Genomic DNA, 14,155 nt, shown 5'->3' with positions numbered 1-14,155 from the left:
TTCTTCCAAGCGCTCAAAAAGCGCGGCTCTCAAGAAAATATGACCGCGGGCCAGCACAGCCCGGGGGGTCAGCAGAAACGGGAGACGGCCGGACTATGGGCAATGCTGCTGCGCTGGACCTCATCACCATCGGGCGTTGCTCGGTGGACCTTTACGGCCAACAGGTCGGCGGACGCCTGGAAGACATGGGCAGCTTCGCCAAGTACATCGGCGGCTGCCCGGCCAACATCGCCGTGGGATCGGCCCGCCTCGGCCTCAAGGCCGGGTTCCTCAGCCGGGTCGGCGACGAGCACATGGGCCGTTTCGTCCGGGAGACCCTAACTGACGAGGGGGTCGATACCAGCCGCCTGAAAACCGATCCGGAACGGCTGACTGCGCTGGTCATCCTCGGCATCCGCGACGAGGACACCTTCCCGCTGATCTTCTACCGCGAGAACTGCGCCGACATGGCGATCAGCGAGGCGGATATCGATCCCGACTACATCGCCTCGGCCAAGGCGGTGGTGGTCACCGGCACCCACTTCTCCGCCCCCGGCGTCGAAGCGGCCTCGCGCAGGGCGGCGAAACTCGCCCGCGAGGCCGGCCGCAAGGTGGTCTTCGACATCGACTACCGCCCGGTGCTCTGGGGCCTCACCGGCCACGGCCTTGGCGAGGAACGCTTCGTGGAGAACGCCGAGGTCTCCAAGCACCTGCAGACCATCCTGCCGCTCTGCGACCTGATCGTTGGCACCGAGGAGGAGCTGCACATCGCCGGCGGCACCACCGATACCCTGGCGGCGATCCGCAAGGTGCGGGAGCTGAGTGAGGCCACCATCGTCTGCAAGCGCGGCCCCATGGGCTGCGTGGTCTTCCCGGACGCGATCCCGGATTCCATCGAAGACGGCATCAAGGGCCCGGGCTTTCCAGTGGAGGTCTATAACGTGCTGGGCGCGGGCGATGCCTTCATGAGCGGCTTTCTGCGCGGCTATCTGCGCGACGAGCCGCTGGAGACCTGCTGCAAATTCGCCAATGCCTGCGGCGCCTTTGCCGTGTCGCGCCACGGCTGCGCCCCGGCCGTGCCCTCCTGGACCGAGCTGACCTACTACCTGGAGAAGGGCAGCCGGCACCATGCGCTGCGCGAGGACCCGGACCTCAACCGGGTGCACTGGTCGACGACGCGCCGGCGCGAGCACCCCAATCTCTGCATCTTCGCCATCGACCACCGCAGCCAGTTCGAGGATCTGGCCAAGGATTGCGGCGCCGATCTCGCCGCGGTCGGGCGCTTCAAGTCCCTGGCGCTTTCCGCGGCCCGCAAGGTAGCCGGCGGGCGCGAAGGCTTCGGCTTCCTGATCGACGACCGGCTGGGCCGCGAAGCCCTGCATGCCGCCGCCGACGGCGACCTCTGGGTCGGCCGGCCCATCGAACTGCCCGGCTCCCGCCCCCTCGCCTTCGAGGAAGGCCCCGATCTCGGCGGCGCCCTCAACGAATGGCCGCAGACCACCTGCGTCAAATGCCTGGTGTTCTATCACCCTGACGACCCGGAGGATCTGCGCAAGGCTCAGGAAGACCAGGTGCTGCGGCTTTACGATGCCTGCCGCAGGACCGGCCACGAACTGCTTCTGGAAGTCATTGCCAGCCGCCATGGGCCCATCGATGACGGGACCCTCGCAAGGGCCATCGGGCGCTTCTACGACCTGGGTGTGGCCCCGGACTGGTGGAAGCTGGAGCCGCTGGCCGAGGATGCCGCCTGGCAGGCGGTCTGCCGAACCATTGAATCGCGCGATCCGCATTGCCGCGGCATACTGCTCCTCGGGCTGGAGCGGCCGGTCGACGAGTTGAACGCCTCTTTCGCCCTGGCGGCGCGCCATCCCCTGGTCAAGGGCTTCGCCGTGGGCCGCAGCATCTTCGCCGATCCCGCCCGGGCCTGGCTGAAGGGCGAGATCGACGACGCGGCAGCGGTGGAGGAGATGGCCAGGCGCTTCACCGCCCTGGTCACCGGCTGGGAACAGGCGGTGGCCGCCGAGGCCGCATAGCCTCCTGAAGCAAAAAGGGGCGACCAAACCCCCTAACATCAATACGTCCGACTGATCGAGAGCAAGACGATGTCCACCCTCCGCTTGACCATGGCCCAGGCCCTCGTGCGCTATCTGGCCGCCCAGAAGATCGAGTATAACGGCCAGCTCGTGCCGCTGTTCGGCGGCGTCTGGGCGATCTTCGGCCACGGCAACGTCGCCGGCCTGGGCGAGGCGCTTTACGCCGTCCAGGACCGCCTGCCCACCTACCGCGCCCACAACGAACAGGCCATGGCCCATGCCGCCATCGCCTATGCCAAGGCGAGCAACCGCCAGCGGGTGATGGCCTGCACCACCTCCATCGGCCCCGGCGCCACCAACATGGTGACGGCCGCGGCGGTGGCGCATGTGAACCGCCTGCCGCTGCTGCTGCTGCCCGGCGACGTCTTCGCCAACCGGCGGCCGGACCCGGTGCTGCAGCAGATCGAGAGTTTCCAGGACGCCACGGTTAGCGCCAACGACTGCTTCCGCCCGGTCTCGCGCTACTGGGACCGCATCACCCGGCCGGAGCAGATCCTGACGGCCCTGCCCCGGGCCATGGCGGTGCTGACCGACCCGGCGGACTGCGGCCCGGTGACCCTGGCTCTCTGCCAGGACGTACAGGCCGAGGCCCATGACTACCCTGAAAGCTTCTTCGCCGAGAAGATCTGGCGCTTCCGCCGGCCGCGCCCGGACCAGCAGGAGCTGACCCGCGCGGCCGCCCTATTGGCGGAGGCCGAGAAGCCGTTGATCGTCGCCGGCGGCGGCGTCCACTACAGCCTTGCCACCGACAGCCTGCAGGCTTTCGCCGAGCGCCACGGGATCCCGGTGGCGGAGACACAGGCGGGCAAGAGCGCCTTGGCCTGGGACCATCCGCTGAACCTCGGTTCCCTCGGTGTCACCGGCACCTCGGCGGCCAACGACTGCGCAGCGGAGGCCGATGTCATCCTGGCGGTGGGCACGCGCCTGCAGGACTTCACCACCGGCTCGCGCGCACTTTTCAACAACCCCGAGCGGCGGCTGATCCAACTGAACACCGCCGCCTATGACGCCGGCAAGCATCACGCCCGGCCCCTGGTGGCCGACGCCCGCGAGGGGCTCGATACCCTGAGCGCGCAGCTTTCCCAGTATCGCGCCCCGACCGACTGGCAGGACGCCATCAGCGCCCGCATCGGCGCCTGGAACCAGGCGGCGGAAGCGGTGCTTGCGAACGAAGGCGGTAACGGCAGTCTGCCGAGCGACGCCCAGGTCATCGGGGCCGTCAACCGCAGCGCCGACGACCAGGCCATCGTGGTCTGCGCCGCCGGCGGCCTGCCCGGGGAACTGCACAAGCTCTGGCGCAACCCGGCGGTCGGCGGCTATCACCTGGAGTACGGCTACTCCTGCATGGGTTATGAGATCGCCGGCGGCATCGGGGTGAAGCTGGCCCAGCCGGAGCGCGAGGTCATCGTCATGGTCGGCGACGGCAGCTATCTGATGATGAACTCCGAGATCGCCACGGCGGCCATGCTGGGGATCAAGCTCACCATCGTGGTGCTGGACAACCGCGGCTTCGGCTGCATCAACCGCCTGCAGCGCGGCACCGGCGGCGAGTCCTTCAACAACCTGCTGCAGCATGCCCGCCACGAGACCCTGCCGGACATCGATTTCCGCGCCCATGCCGAGAGCCTCGGCGCCGCAGCGGTGAAGGTCGACAGCATCGACGCTCTGGAGGCCGCGCTGCGCGAAGCCGGGCCCGCGGCGGGGCCGCGCGCCGTCGTCATCGACACCGACCCCTTGATCTCCACCGAGGCCGGCGGACATTGGTGGGACGTGGCCATCCCCGAAGTCTCCGAACGCAGCGAAGTGCAGGAAGCCTACCAGGCCTACGCCAGCGCCAGGGCGAAGCAGCGCCTGGCCGACTGAAGACGCGACCGCAGGCCCCGGAGAGAGAAGCAATACCCATGACCGTGAAACTTGGCACCAACCCCATCGCCTGGTCCAACGACGACCTGCAGAGCCTGGGCGGCGAGACGCCGCTGGAAACCTGCCTGCGGGAGGCCCGCGCCGCCGGCTTCGACGGCATCGAGATGGGCCACAAGTTCCCGCGCGATGCCGATACCCTGGGCCCGCTGCTGCAGCGCCACGAGCTCTCCCTGGTCTCCGGCTGGTACTCCAGCCACCTCTTGGAGCGGGACGCCGCCGCAGAGATCGAGGCCCTTGGGCCGCATCTTGCACTGCTGAAGGCCATGGGCTGCCGCCAGCTCATCTTCGCCGAGACCAGCAACGCGATCCACGGCCGCCAGGACGTGCCGCTGTCCCAGAGCCCGAGCGTCGGCGCGGCGGAGATGGAGACCTTCGGCGCCCGGGTCACCGAAGTGGCCGAGCACGTGCGCGACCAGGGCCTGCAACTCGCCTACCATCACCACACCGGCACCATCGTCGAAACCGAGGCCGAGACCGACGCCTTCATGGCGGCCACCGGCGATGCCGTGGGGTTGCTGCTTGATACCGGCCATGCCGTCCTTGTCGGTGCCGACCCGGCGGCGCTGGCCCGCCGCTACGCCCCGCGCATCACCCATGTGCACTGCAAGGACATTCGCGAGGACGTCATGCATCAGGTCCGGGCCCAGGACATGAGCTTCCTCGACGCCGTGGTCGCCGGGATCTTCACCGTGCCCGGCGACGGCTGCATCGACTTCGCTGCCGTGCTGGCCGCCCTGGGCGAGCCCAAGTATCAGGGCTGGCTGGTGGTGGAGGCAGAGCAGGACCCGGCCAAAGCCAATCCCGGCATCTATGCCGCCATGGGCCACCGTAACCTCGCCCGCTACGCGGCAGAGGCCGGCCTTGCATGAACCGCGGCCTGATGCTCGACAACTCCCATCCCTGGTTCGCGCCGCTCTATCGGCGGGTGCTCATCGTCGCCCTCTGCTTTCTCTGGCTGGTGATCGAGGCCATCGCCGAAGAACCCTTCTGGCAGATCGTCGCCTTCGCCGTTCTGGCCTATGCCATCTGGGCCTTCCTCTGGAAGTACGAGCCGCCGAAGGAGCAAGACGGTGAGTAGTGCCGTCAACTCGCCGGCGCTGCGACGCACGGCCAAGGTCGCGGGCCTGACAGCGATGCTCGCCCTTGCCAGCCAGGCCGCCGCCGTGCCCATCCCGGAGGCTTATAGGGACTCGGTTCAACAGACCCAGGCCCTCGCCAGGGCACTCTACGATAAGCAGCGGGCAGCCAGCGCGGCGGAAACTCTGTGGGGCAGCGATGCCCGGGAAAAAAGCGATCTTCGGGAGCGCGGCCAAATTGTTGAAGTGCTTGGTGACGGCCGCCTGCGGGTCAGCATTGCCCAGGGCGGCGCCAATGACCCCGTCGTCTCTCGGCAAGTCGCCGTGAAGGACGGCGCCATCCTGCCCGGCAGTGACACGCGCCTTCCGCAGGGCGCCGCGCCCTCACCGCGAGGGGCTCTGCTCTGGGCGGCCCGGGCCACGGCCCTGGGCGCGCTGCGCCGCCAGGCCCGGCTCGCGGGCATGATGCGCCACTTCACCGACCGATGCCCGGGCTCCTTCCGGACGGTGACCCTTGCGATCGGCGATGGCGCGGCGGCGGAAGCGATTTACGTCTATTTTCTTTGGGAGCCGCGAGAACCCGGATTCATGGTGCTTGGCGGCCACTTCAGGGTCGAGCTCACGCCGGGCGGCGAGGACATCGTTGCGATCAGGGAAAGCGAACTGCAATGCCAACACCTGCTCTCGGCTGGCAGTGGCATCGACCCTGACGATATTGCCTTTCGCCTCGCCATCACCCATGCCGATGCGGACCATCCCAACGAGATTCAGGTTCTCTCGACCATCGGCACACGGAACTCGCTGTCCGTAAGCACCCCGGAGAGCGGCATTCTCTGGCGGGTCGCCAGAGGCCGGATCCGTTTCATCGAATACATATCCTAATGAAGACAAAGCCGGGACAGGCGCTGTCCGTCCGGCAGACTGAAGAAAGAGAGTTCGATCATGCCCAATCTTCTGGTGAAACCTCGGACCCCCGATGCCGACGGCGAGGTGCTTTCCGTCTCGCCGGAGAGCGCCGGCTGGCGCCATGTCGGCTTCAAGGTCTTCAAGCTGCAGCCCGGCCAGAGCCTGTCCCGCGAGACCGGCGAGGAAGAGGTCTGCCTGGTGCTGGTGACCGGCAAGGCGAACATCGAGGCCGGCGGCGAGACCTTCGCCGGCCTCGGCGAGCGCATGTCGGTCTTCGAGGACAAGGCCCCCTACTCCGTCTACGTGCCCAACGGCCAGCGCTTCACCGTCACCGCCGAGACCGATGTGGAACTGGCGGTCTGCTCGGCCCCCGGCAAGGGCAGCCACCCCGTGCGCCTGATCCGACCAGAGGACGTGGGCTTCGAGGAGCGCGGCAGCGGCTCCAACCGGCGGCTCATCTACAACATCCTGCCGGAGAGCGAGCCCGCCGACAGCCTGCTGGTCGTGGAGGTGATCACCCCCAGCGGCAACTGGTCGAGCTATCCCCCGCACAAGCACGACACCGAGAACATCCCCACGGAGTCGAGCCTGGAGGAGACCTACTACCACCACCTCAACCCGCCCCAGGGCTTCGCCTTCCAGCGGGTTTACACCGACGACCGCTCCATCGACGAGACCATGGCGGTGGAGGACGGCACCTGTGTGATGGTCCCCCGCGGCTACCACCCCGTCGGCGCGCCCCACGGCTACGACCTCTACTATCTCAACGTCATGGCCGGCCCGGTGCGCCAGTGGCACTTCAAGAACGACCCCGCCCACGAGTGGATCGTGAAGAAGTAGACCTCCGCCATCATCCCTGCCGATCCGCGGTATCGGAAAATGTGATGCCTTCAGCGCTTTCTGGACGACAGCGGGAGTTTGGGCGCAGATAATCCCCTGAAACGCTGTTTCGAAATGAGCGGCTCAACTTCAGCGGTCTACCGAACACTATCCAGACCCAAGTCGTCACCCTCGGGCTTGTCCCGAGGGTCCATGGATGGACCGAGACCCGGACAGCGATGGATTGCCGGAACAAACCCGGCAATAACGCTATGGCAAGGTGACGGTTCGTAGTGCTTTGACTAACGAGCGCTCGTTTCAAGACAGACACTGATCATCCGGTTGGATCTTCCCGCATGGCCCGCTATTCGGTCTTTTCTCTGCTGAAGAACGCCGTGACCGGCAACCGCGGCTGGCAGCGGGTTTGGCGCTCGCCGGAGCCCAAGCCGGCCTATGACGTGATTATCGTCGGCGGCGGCGGGCACGGCCTGGCCACGGCCTACTATCTCGCCAAGGAGCACGGCATCACCAACGTGGCCGTGCTGGAGAAGGGTTGGCTGGGCGGTGGCAACGTCGGGCGCAACACCACCATCGTGCGCTCCAACTACATGCTGAAGCCCAACGCCCGCTTCTACGAGCATTCCATGAAGCTCTGGGAGGGGCTCTCCCAGGATCTGAACTACAACGTCATGTTCTCCCAGCGCGGCGTGCTCAACCTCGCGCACACGCCGGGCCAGATGGACAGCTATGCCCGGCGCGGCAACGCCATGCGCCTCAACGGTATCGACGCCGAGCTGTTGGACCGGGACGCCGTGGCCAAGTTCGTGCCGGGGCTGGACATGTCCCGCAACACCCGCTTTCCCATCGAGGGCGGCCTGCTACAGCCGCGCGGCGGCACGGCGCGCCACGACGCGGTGGCCTGGGGCTATGCCTACGGCGCTGACCGCCAGGGCGTCGACATCGTCGAGAACTGCGAGGTCACCGGCTTCCTGCGCGAGGGCGGGGCCATCGTCGGCGTCGAGACCAGCCGCGGCACCATCCGCGCCGGCAAGGTGGGGGTGGCGGTCGCCGGCAACTCCTCGGCAGTGCTGGAGAAGGCGGGCCTCAACGGCCTGCCCATCGAGAGCCACGTGCTCCAGGCCTTCGTCTCCGAACCACTGAAGCCGCTCATCGACACGGTGGTGACCTACGGCGCCGGACATCTCTACATCTCCCAGTCCGACAAGGGCGGCCTGGTCTTCGGCGGCGACATCGACGGCTACAACTCCTACGCCCAGCGCGGCAACCTGCCCGTCGTCAAGCACGTCGCCGCGGCGGCGGTGACCATGTTCCCCAACCTGGCGCGCCTGCGGCTGCTGCGCAGTTGGGGCGGCATCATGGACATGTCCATGGACGGCAGCCCGATCATCTGCAAGGGGCCCGTCGAAGGGCTCTACATCAACGCCGGCTGGTGCTACGGCGGCTTCAAGGCGACGCCGGCCTCGGGCTGGTGCTTCGCCTGGACCCTGGCCAAGGAAGAGCCCCACCTGCTGAACGCCGCCTTCACCCTCGACCGCTTCTGTCAGGGCCGGGTGATCGACGAGCGCGGCGCTGGCCCGCAACCGCGGCTGCATTGAGAGGACCGCGCCCATGCTGATCCCCTGCCCCCACTGCGGCCCGCGCGATGTCGGCGAGTTCACCTACGGCGGCGATGCCACCAAGGAGCGGCCGGACCCCGGCAGCGCCAGCGCGAGCGATTGGTGCGACTACGTGTTCGCCCGCGCCAACCCGCGCGGCCTTCACCTCGAGTACTGGCACCATGCCCAGGGCTGCCGGCTCTGGCTGAAGGTCACCCGCAATACCGTCACTCATGCAATCGAGGGCGCGGAGATCGTCGGGCCCTGGGCGGAAGCGGACCAGGACAAACGCCGCAGCGATGAAGGCCAGGACGTGGCATGAGCGGCTATCGTCTCGACAGCGGCGGCCTGGTCGACCGCGACCGGCCGCTGAACTTCACCTTCGACGGAAAGTCTTACCGCGGCTTCGCCGGCGATACCCTGGCCTCGGCCCTGCTGGCCGCCGGCGTCGACATCATGGGCCGCAGCTTCAAGTATCACCGGCCCCGGGGCCTGTTCTCCGCCGGCGTGGAGGAGCCCAACGCCCTGGTCACTCTGCGCGCCGGTGCACGCAGCGAGCCCAACTGCAAGGCGCCTGTCGTGGAGCTTTTCGAGGGCCTGGAGGCCAAGAGCCAGAACCGCTGGCCCTCCCTCGGCCTCGACGTCATGGCGCTGAACGGCCTGGCCGGGCCGCTGCTCTCCGCCGGCTTCTACTACAAGACCTTCATGGGCCCGACCCGCAAGGCCTGGATGATCTATGAACACTTCATCCGCAAGGCGGCGGGCATGGGCGCGGCCACACGGCTGGCCGACCCGGACCGCTACGAGGAGACGAATGCATTTTGTGACCTGCTGATCGCCGGCGCCGGCCCCGCTGGGCTGATGGCGGCCCTGGCCGCCGCCGGCAGCGGTGCCCGGGTCGTCCTCGCCGACGAGCAGGCGGCCATGGGCGGCAGCCTGCGTGGGTCGGCCCTGCAAGTCGGTGACAGCAGCGGCGATGCTTGGTGCCGCTCGGCCCTGGCGGTGCTGGCGGCCCTGCCCAACGTCACGCTGCTGCCCCGCACCACGATCTACGGGTATTACGACGACAACACCTTCGGCGCCGTGGAACGGGTGGCCGACCATCTGGCGGCCCCCACCGAGGGCATGCCGCGCCAGCGTCACTGGACCATCCGTGCCAAGCGCCTGGTGATCGCAAGCGGTGCCATCGAGCGGCCGCTGGTCTTCGCCGACAACGACAAGCCGGGCATCCTGCTGGCCGACGCCGCGCGGATCTATGTCGAGCGCTTCGGGGTCGCGCCTGGCCACCGGGTGGCGCTATTCGCGAACCACGACGGCGCCTACCGCACCGTCGAGGCGCTGTCTGCCGCCGGGATCGAGGTGGTGGCCGTGGTCGACCCGCGGCCCGAGATCGGCGCCGCCGCGCGCGCCGTTGCCGAAGCCTCCGGCGCCGAGTTGCTGACCGGCCAGGTGGTGACCCGGGCCCGCGGCGGCCGGAAGCTGACCGGCATTGAGGTCCGGCCCTATGACCCTGCCGGCGGCGTACAGGACCGGCTGCCCCGGACCTTGGCGGTCGATTGCCTGGCGGTGAGCGGCGGCTGGACGCCGACCATCCACTTGGCCAGCCAGGCCAGCGGTCCCGCGCGCTGGCACGAGGGACTGGCCGCTTTCCTGCCCGGCGAGCCCACCCAGCCCTGGCTCGCGGCCGGCGCCTGCAACGGCGAGATGGCCACTGCCGCCTGTCTTGCCGCCGGTGCCCGTGCCGGTACAGAAGCGGCCCGCGCCTGCGGCTTCGCCATCAGCCCGGTTTCCCTCCCCGCCGTTATGGAGGAAGTCTTCTGCGACGCCGTGCTGCCGGTCTGGGATGCCCGCGCGCCCTCCAAGAACGGCGGCAAGGGCAAGGCCTTCGTCGACCTGCAGCACGACGTCACCGCCGCCGACGTCAGCCTCGCCCACCGCGAAGGCTTCCGCTCGGTGGAGCACCTGAAGCGCTACACCACCCTCGGCATGGCCACCGACCAGGGCAAGACCTCCAACATGGCGGGCCTCGCCCTGATGGCGCAGGAGAGCGGGCTGGCCATTCCGCAGGTTGGCACCACCCGCTTCCGCCCGCCCTACACGCCGGTGACCCTGGGGGCGCTGGCGGGCCAGGCCCGCAGTGCCCACTTCCGCCCGCTGCGGCGCACGCCCATGCACGACTGGCACGTCGCCCAGGGCGCCGACATGATGGAGGTGGGAGTCTGGCAGCGCCCGCGGGTCTACCGCCGCGACGGCGAGAACGTGGAGCAGGCCTATATCCGCGAGGCGCGGCAGGTGCGCGCGGCAGTCGGCATGGCCGATGTCTCGACCCTCGGCAAGATCGACGTGCAGGGACCGGACGCCGCCGAGTTCCTGAACCGCGTCTACTCCAACGGCTTCCTGAAGCTGCCCGAGGGCAAGGCGCGCTACGGGCTGATGCTGCGCGAAGACGGCTTCCTCTGGGACGACGGCACCACCTGGCGCTTGGGCGAACACCGCTTCCTCATGACCACCACCACCGCCAACGCGGCGCCGGTGCTGGCACAGCTCGAGTTCCTGCTGGCCGCGGTCTGGCCCGAGCTGAAGGTGGCGGTCACCTCGGTCAGCGAGCAGTGGGCGGCCATGGCGATCTCCGGGCCGCGCACCCGCGATGTCCTGGCCACCGTGGTCGACGACATCGACATGTCGAACGAGGCATTTCCCTTCATGGGGGTGCGCGAAGGCAAGCTGGACGGCATTCCGGTACTGGTCGCGCGACTCAGTTTCTCCGGCGAGCTGGCCTATGAGGTCTACTCCGGCGCCCACTTTGGCGAGGCGGTCTGGCGCAAGATCATGGCGGCGGGCGAGCCCTTCGGCATCGTCGCCTACGGGCTGGAAGCCCTGGGCACGCTGCGCATCGAGAAAGGCCATGTCGCCGGGCCCGAACTGGACGGCCGCACCACGGCGGAGGACCTGGGCCTCGCGGGCATGACCTCCCGCAAGAAAGCCTACATCGGCAGCGCCATGATGGACCGCGAGGGCCTGGTGGAGCCGCGGCGCCTCAAATTGGTGGGCCTGGTTTCCCGCGACGGCCAGCCGATCCGCTCCGGCTCTCATCTGGTCGAAGCGAACGGCGCCTCGGCGCCGCCGCGCAGCCTCGGCCACATCACCTCCTCCACCTACAGCCCGGCCCTGGAGAAGTACATCGCCCTCGGCCTCCTGGAGAATGGGCGCGACCGCATCGGCCAGCACCTGGTCGCCAGCTATCCGCTGAAGGGCCACGAGGTGGGCGTGGAGGTGGTCGCCTCCCACTTCTTCGATCCGGAAGGGAGCCGCATGCATGTCTGACCGGATCTCTCCCCTCCAGGGCCACACCGACCCCCGGATCGTCGCCGCCGGCCAGGGCGAGGCCGGCGTCGTTCTCAGCGAACGGCCCATCGTCAGTTTGGTCCAGGTAGCCGCCTGGCCCGACAGCCTGGAACAGGTGGAGGACGCGCTGGCCTCCCTCACCCACTGCGCGCCGCCGCAACGGCCCTCCGGCTCCAGCAGCCGCGAGGCCACCACCATCATGGCCATCGGCCCGGGCCGCTTCCTGATCGAGAGCGGCGACCCGGCCTTGCCGGACAAACTGGGCGCGGTGATCGGGGCGGACCTCGGCGCGGTCACCGACCTCGGCCACGCCCGCTGCTGCATTCGCGTCACCGGTCCGAAAGCCACCTGGGTGCTGGCCAAGGGCCTCGCCCTCGATCTGGATATCGAGCGCTTTCCCCCGCTGGAGGTGGCCCAGTCGGTGATCCACGAAGTCGGCGTGCTGGTGCGTCGGATTTCGGCTGACAGCTTCGACCTTTATGTCTTCCGCGGCTTCGCGCTATCGTTCTGGGACTGGCTCACCGAGGCGGCATCGGAAACCGGTTATCGCGTCGACCCGCCCGGCAGCGCCTGACCACGGCCGCGCAGCGGCCTTCGTCCCGGGGGCCGCTTCGGCTGATTTCTTATGGACCTGCCGCAAGGCTTTGATCTAAAGGCGATTCGTGTCTTCGTCCTGGTGACCGAGACGGGCGGAATGACCCAGGCGGCGAAACGCCTGGGCCTCACCCAATCCACCGTCTCCCAGATCGTCGGCAACCTCGAAGAGGCTCTGGGCTGCGCGCTCTTTGACCGCTCGGTGCGGCCTCTCGCCCTCACCGCCGCCGGTACTGGTCTCTACGAGCGCGGCCGGGTGATGCTGGCCGAAGCCGGAGAGCTTCTGCGCAGCCTTCGGGACCGGGAGACGGAACCGCTGAGCAGCCTGACCCTGGCCATGGCCGACAGCGTCGCCAATGCCGTCGGCCCGGCCCTGGTGGCCGAACAACGGCCCCTGGCCAAGCGCTGGCGCATCTGGGCCGGCATCTCTCCCGACAATCACGCCGCGCTGATGAACCACACGGTGGACGCAGTGGTCACCACCACCGACGAGCTGGACGGCATCGAGGGCCTTGAGGCCCACCCCATCCTCACCGAGCCCTTCGTCCTGGCGTTGCCGGCAAGCTACGGCGGGCCGGTCGATCCGCTGGAGACCCTGACCGCATTGCCCTTCGTGCGCTACTCCCTACGCTCGGGCATCGGCCGCCAGATCGAAGGCCAGCTCAACCGCCTGCGCCTCAACGTGCCCATCGGGGCCGAGTTCGACACCGCGGCCAGCCAGCTTGCCGCCGTCGCCGACGGCATGGGCTGGAGCCTCTCCACCCCGCTCTGCCTGCTGCACGAGCGCGGGCGCCTCGACCGCCTGCGCATCGAGCCCATGCCCCGCGGGCGCTTCTCAAGGCCGGTGTCCCTGGTCGCCCGGCGCGGCGATCTCGGCACCACCGCCACCCTGTTGGCCGAGGCGACCCGGAACATCCTGAAAGACCGCTGTCTGCCGGACCTCTTCGCCGCACTCCCTTGGCTCTCCGAAGAGATCGTCTGGCCGGAAGAGCCACTTGCCAACGCGGCGCGAACCAAAACAGCACAATGACGGACAAGACCAGCGAGCAATACTGGAAAACCGAACTCGCGCGACCGGCAATAGTCGCTGTGCTGGGCGGACAACCAGCGAACGACCCCACGGCCTCCTGGTTCGGGCGTGTCGTTGTGGGCGCCAAGGGTGAAACCTGGCCCTCTTACCGTGGTCAGCCCCTCGCCCCGATCTGCCAGATCAACCTCACCGAATGCCGCGATCGACCGGCGCCTCTTGATGGCATCGCTTTGCTGGCCGCCTTTGTTACTCCAGACTTCGCCTATATCGAGGACTTCCATGCGGAAGAGCCGATGGAAAGCGAAGGGATCGGTTGGTGTGTTCGAAGCTATGCGTCGCTGGATGATCTGGTGCCCTTGACGGCTCCTGAACTCGACCGTTGCCCACGCCCTTTTCCGATTTCCTTTGGCAAGGCCGTCGATGACTATCCGACACACGATCTCCTGCCGGACGACATGCCGGAGAACCTTAAGGACCGATACTACGAACTCGGCTGGGAGCAGAACCGGGTCAATACCAAGCTCGGCGGCTGGCCAAGCTGCTGTCAGTCGGAACCTTGCTGGGACTACGCTCCAGGAATGCAAGGGTTCGAGTTCGCGTGGCAGATCGCAAGTGAACCCAAGGCGCAGTGGTCCTGGGGCGATGGCGGCGTTGTCTGTTTCGGGCGGCACAAGACACAGCGGAACCGGTGGGCATTCGATTGGCAATGCTTTTAGGAGGCATTTCTAGGTCTGCCTCAAACAGTCATTACTCAACGACGAATGTGAGATAGCT

The 14,155-nt window shown here is 68.0% G+C and carries 12 protein-coding genes; all 12 read left to right on the top strand.

Annotated features, from left to right (window positions below; all coding sequences use genetic code 11):
- Positions 1-95: 95 nt before the first annotated feature.
- The 12 genes from iolC (at position 96) to Q0996_RS23355 (ending at position 14,097) form a co-directional block, all read left to right on the top strand.
- A complete protein-coding gene (gene iolC / locus Q0996_RS23410; RefSeq protein ID WP_299625867.1) occupies positions 96-2,012 on the top strand; it encodes a 5-dehydro-2-deoxygluconokinase in 1,917 nt (638 codons plus the stop codon).
- A gap of 69 nt (positions 2,013-2,081) precedes the next feature.
- Complete coding sequence (gene iolD / locus Q0996_RS23405; RefSeq protein WP_299625864.1) at positions 2,082-3,935, top strand: 3D-(3,5/4)-trihydroxycyclohexane-1,2-dione acylhydrolase (decyclizing); 1,854 nt, start codon at positions 2,082-2,084, stop codon at positions 3,933-3,935.
- A 38-nt stretch (positions 3,936-3,973) separates the two neighbouring features.
- Positions 3,974-4,864, top strand: a complete 891-nt coding sequence (gene iolE / locus Q0996_RS23400) for a myo-inosose-2 dehydratase (RefSeq protein WP_299625862.1) — start codon at positions 3,974-3,976, stop codon at positions 4,862-4,864.
- Positions 4,861-5,073, top strand: a complete 213-nt coding sequence (locus Q0996_RS23395; protein WP_299625859.1) for a DUF3329 domain-containing protein — start codon at positions 4,861-4,863, stop codon at positions 5,071-5,073. The genes iolE and Q0996_RS23395 overlap by 4 nt, the downstream gene beginning before the upstream one ends.
- Complete coding sequence (locus Q0996_RS23390) at positions 5,066-5,953, top strand: hypothetical protein (protein WP_299625857.1); 888 nt, start codon at positions 5,066-5,068, stop codon at positions 5,951-5,953. The genes Q0996_RS23395 and Q0996_RS23390 overlap by 8 nt, the downstream gene beginning before the upstream one ends.
- A 60-nt stretch (positions 5,954-6,013) precedes the next feature.
- Complete coding sequence (gene iolB / locus Q0996_RS23385; RefSeq protein WP_299625854.1) at positions 6,014-6,817, top strand: 5-deoxy-glucuronate isomerase; 804 nt, start codon at positions 6,014-6,016, stop codon at positions 6,815-6,817.
- 335 nt (positions 6,818-7,152) lie between these two features.
- The gene (locus Q0996_RS23380) at positions 7,153-8,412 is read left to right on the top strand and encodes a sarcosine oxidase subunit beta family protein (RefSeq protein ID WP_299625851.1); all 1,260 of its coding nucleotides are present in this window, start codon (positions 7,153-7,155) and stop codon (positions 8,410-8,412) included.
- Positions 8,413-8,425: 13 nt separating this feature from the next.
- A complete protein-coding gene (locus Q0996_RS23375; protein WP_299625848.1) occupies positions 8,426-8,734 on the top strand; it encodes a sarcosine oxidase subunit delta in 309 nt (102 codons plus the stop codon).
- Positions 8,731-11,736: a sarcosine oxidase subunit alpha family protein gene (locus Q0996_RS23370; protein ID WP_299625845.1), complete on the top strand. Its 3,006-nt coding sequence runs from the start codon at positions 8,731-8,733 to the stop codon at positions 11,734-11,736. The genes Q0996_RS23375 and Q0996_RS23370 overlap by 4 nt, the downstream gene beginning before the upstream one ends.
- Positions 11,729-12,331 (top strand): sarcosine oxidase subunit gamma, encoded by a 603-nt coding sequence (locus Q0996_RS23365; RefSeq protein ID WP_299625842.1) that lies wholly within the window; start codon positions 11,729-11,731, stop codon positions 12,329-12,331. Before Q0996_RS23370 ends, Q0996_RS23365 begins: the two co-directional genes overlap by 8 nt.
- 51 nt (positions 12,332-12,382) lie before the next feature.
- Positions 12,383-13,381, top strand: a complete 999-nt coding sequence (locus tag Q0996_RS23360; RefSeq protein ID WP_299625839.1) for a LysR family transcriptional regulator — start codon at positions 12,383-12,385, stop codon at positions 13,379-13,381.
- Positions 13,378-14,097 carry a DUF1963 domain-containing protein gene (locus tag Q0996_RS23355; RefSeq protein ID WP_299625836.1) on the top strand — a complete coding sequence of 240 codons (720 nt, stop codon included), beginning with the start codon at positions 13,378-13,380 and terminating at the stop codon, positions 14,095-14,097. Before Q0996_RS23360 ends, Q0996_RS23355 begins: the two co-directional genes overlap by 4 nt.
- Positions 14,098-14,155: the final 58 nt, after the last annotated feature.

Source organism: Pelagibius sp. (assembly GCF_028289705.1).
Taxonomy (GTDB): Bacteria; Pseudomonadota; Alphaproteobacteria; order Kiloniellales; family Kiloniellaceae; genus Pelagibius.
The sequence above is the reverse complement of the archived record's forward strand: the minus strand, read 5'-3'. Positions and strand labels throughout refer to the sequence as shown.

Bases quoted from the DNA above. Each gene is read 5' to 3' on its own strand.
- iolC (WP_299625867.1), top strand. From the start codon at position 96: ATGGGCAATGCTGCTGCGCTGGACCTCATCACCATCGGGCGTTGCTCG.
- iolD (WP_299625864.1), top strand. From the start codon at position 2,082: ATGTCCACCCTCCGCTTGACCATGGCCCAGGCCCTCGTGCGCTATCTG.
- iolE (WP_299625862.1), top strand. From the start codon at position 3,974: ATGACCGTGAAACTTGGCACCAACCCCATCGCCTGGTCCAACGACGAC.
- Q0996_RS23395 (WP_299625859.1), top strand. From the start codon at position 4,861: ATGAACCGCGGCCTGATGCTCGACAACTCCCATCCCTGGTTCGCGCCG.
- iolB (WP_299625854.1), top strand. From the start codon at position 6,014: ATGCCCAATCTTCTGGTGAAACCTCGGACCCCCGATGCCGACGGCGAG.
- Q0996_RS23380 (WP_299625851.1), top strand. From the start codon at position 7,153: ATGGCCCGCTATTCGGTCTTTTCTCTGCTGAAGAACGCCGTGACCGGC.
- Q0996_RS23375 (WP_299625848.1), top strand. From the start codon at position 8,426: ATGCTGATCCCCTGCCCCCACTGCGGCCCGCGCGATGTCGGCGAGTTC.
- Q0996_RS23370 (WP_299625845.1), top strand. From the start codon at position 8,731: ATGAGCGGCTATCGTCTCGACAGCGGCGGCCTGGTCGACCGCGACCGG.
- Q0996_RS23365 (WP_299625842.1), top strand. From the start codon at position 11,729: ATGTCTGACCGGATCTCTCCCCTCCAGGGCCACACCGACCCCCGGATC.
- Q0996_RS23360 (WP_299625839.1), top strand. From the start codon at position 12,383: ATGGACCTGCCGCAAGGCTTTGATCTAAAGGCGATTCGTGTCTTCGTC.
- Q0996_RS23355 (WP_299625836.1), top strand. From the start codon at position 13,378: ATGACGGACAAGACCAGCGAGCAATACTGGAAAACCGAACTCGCGCGA.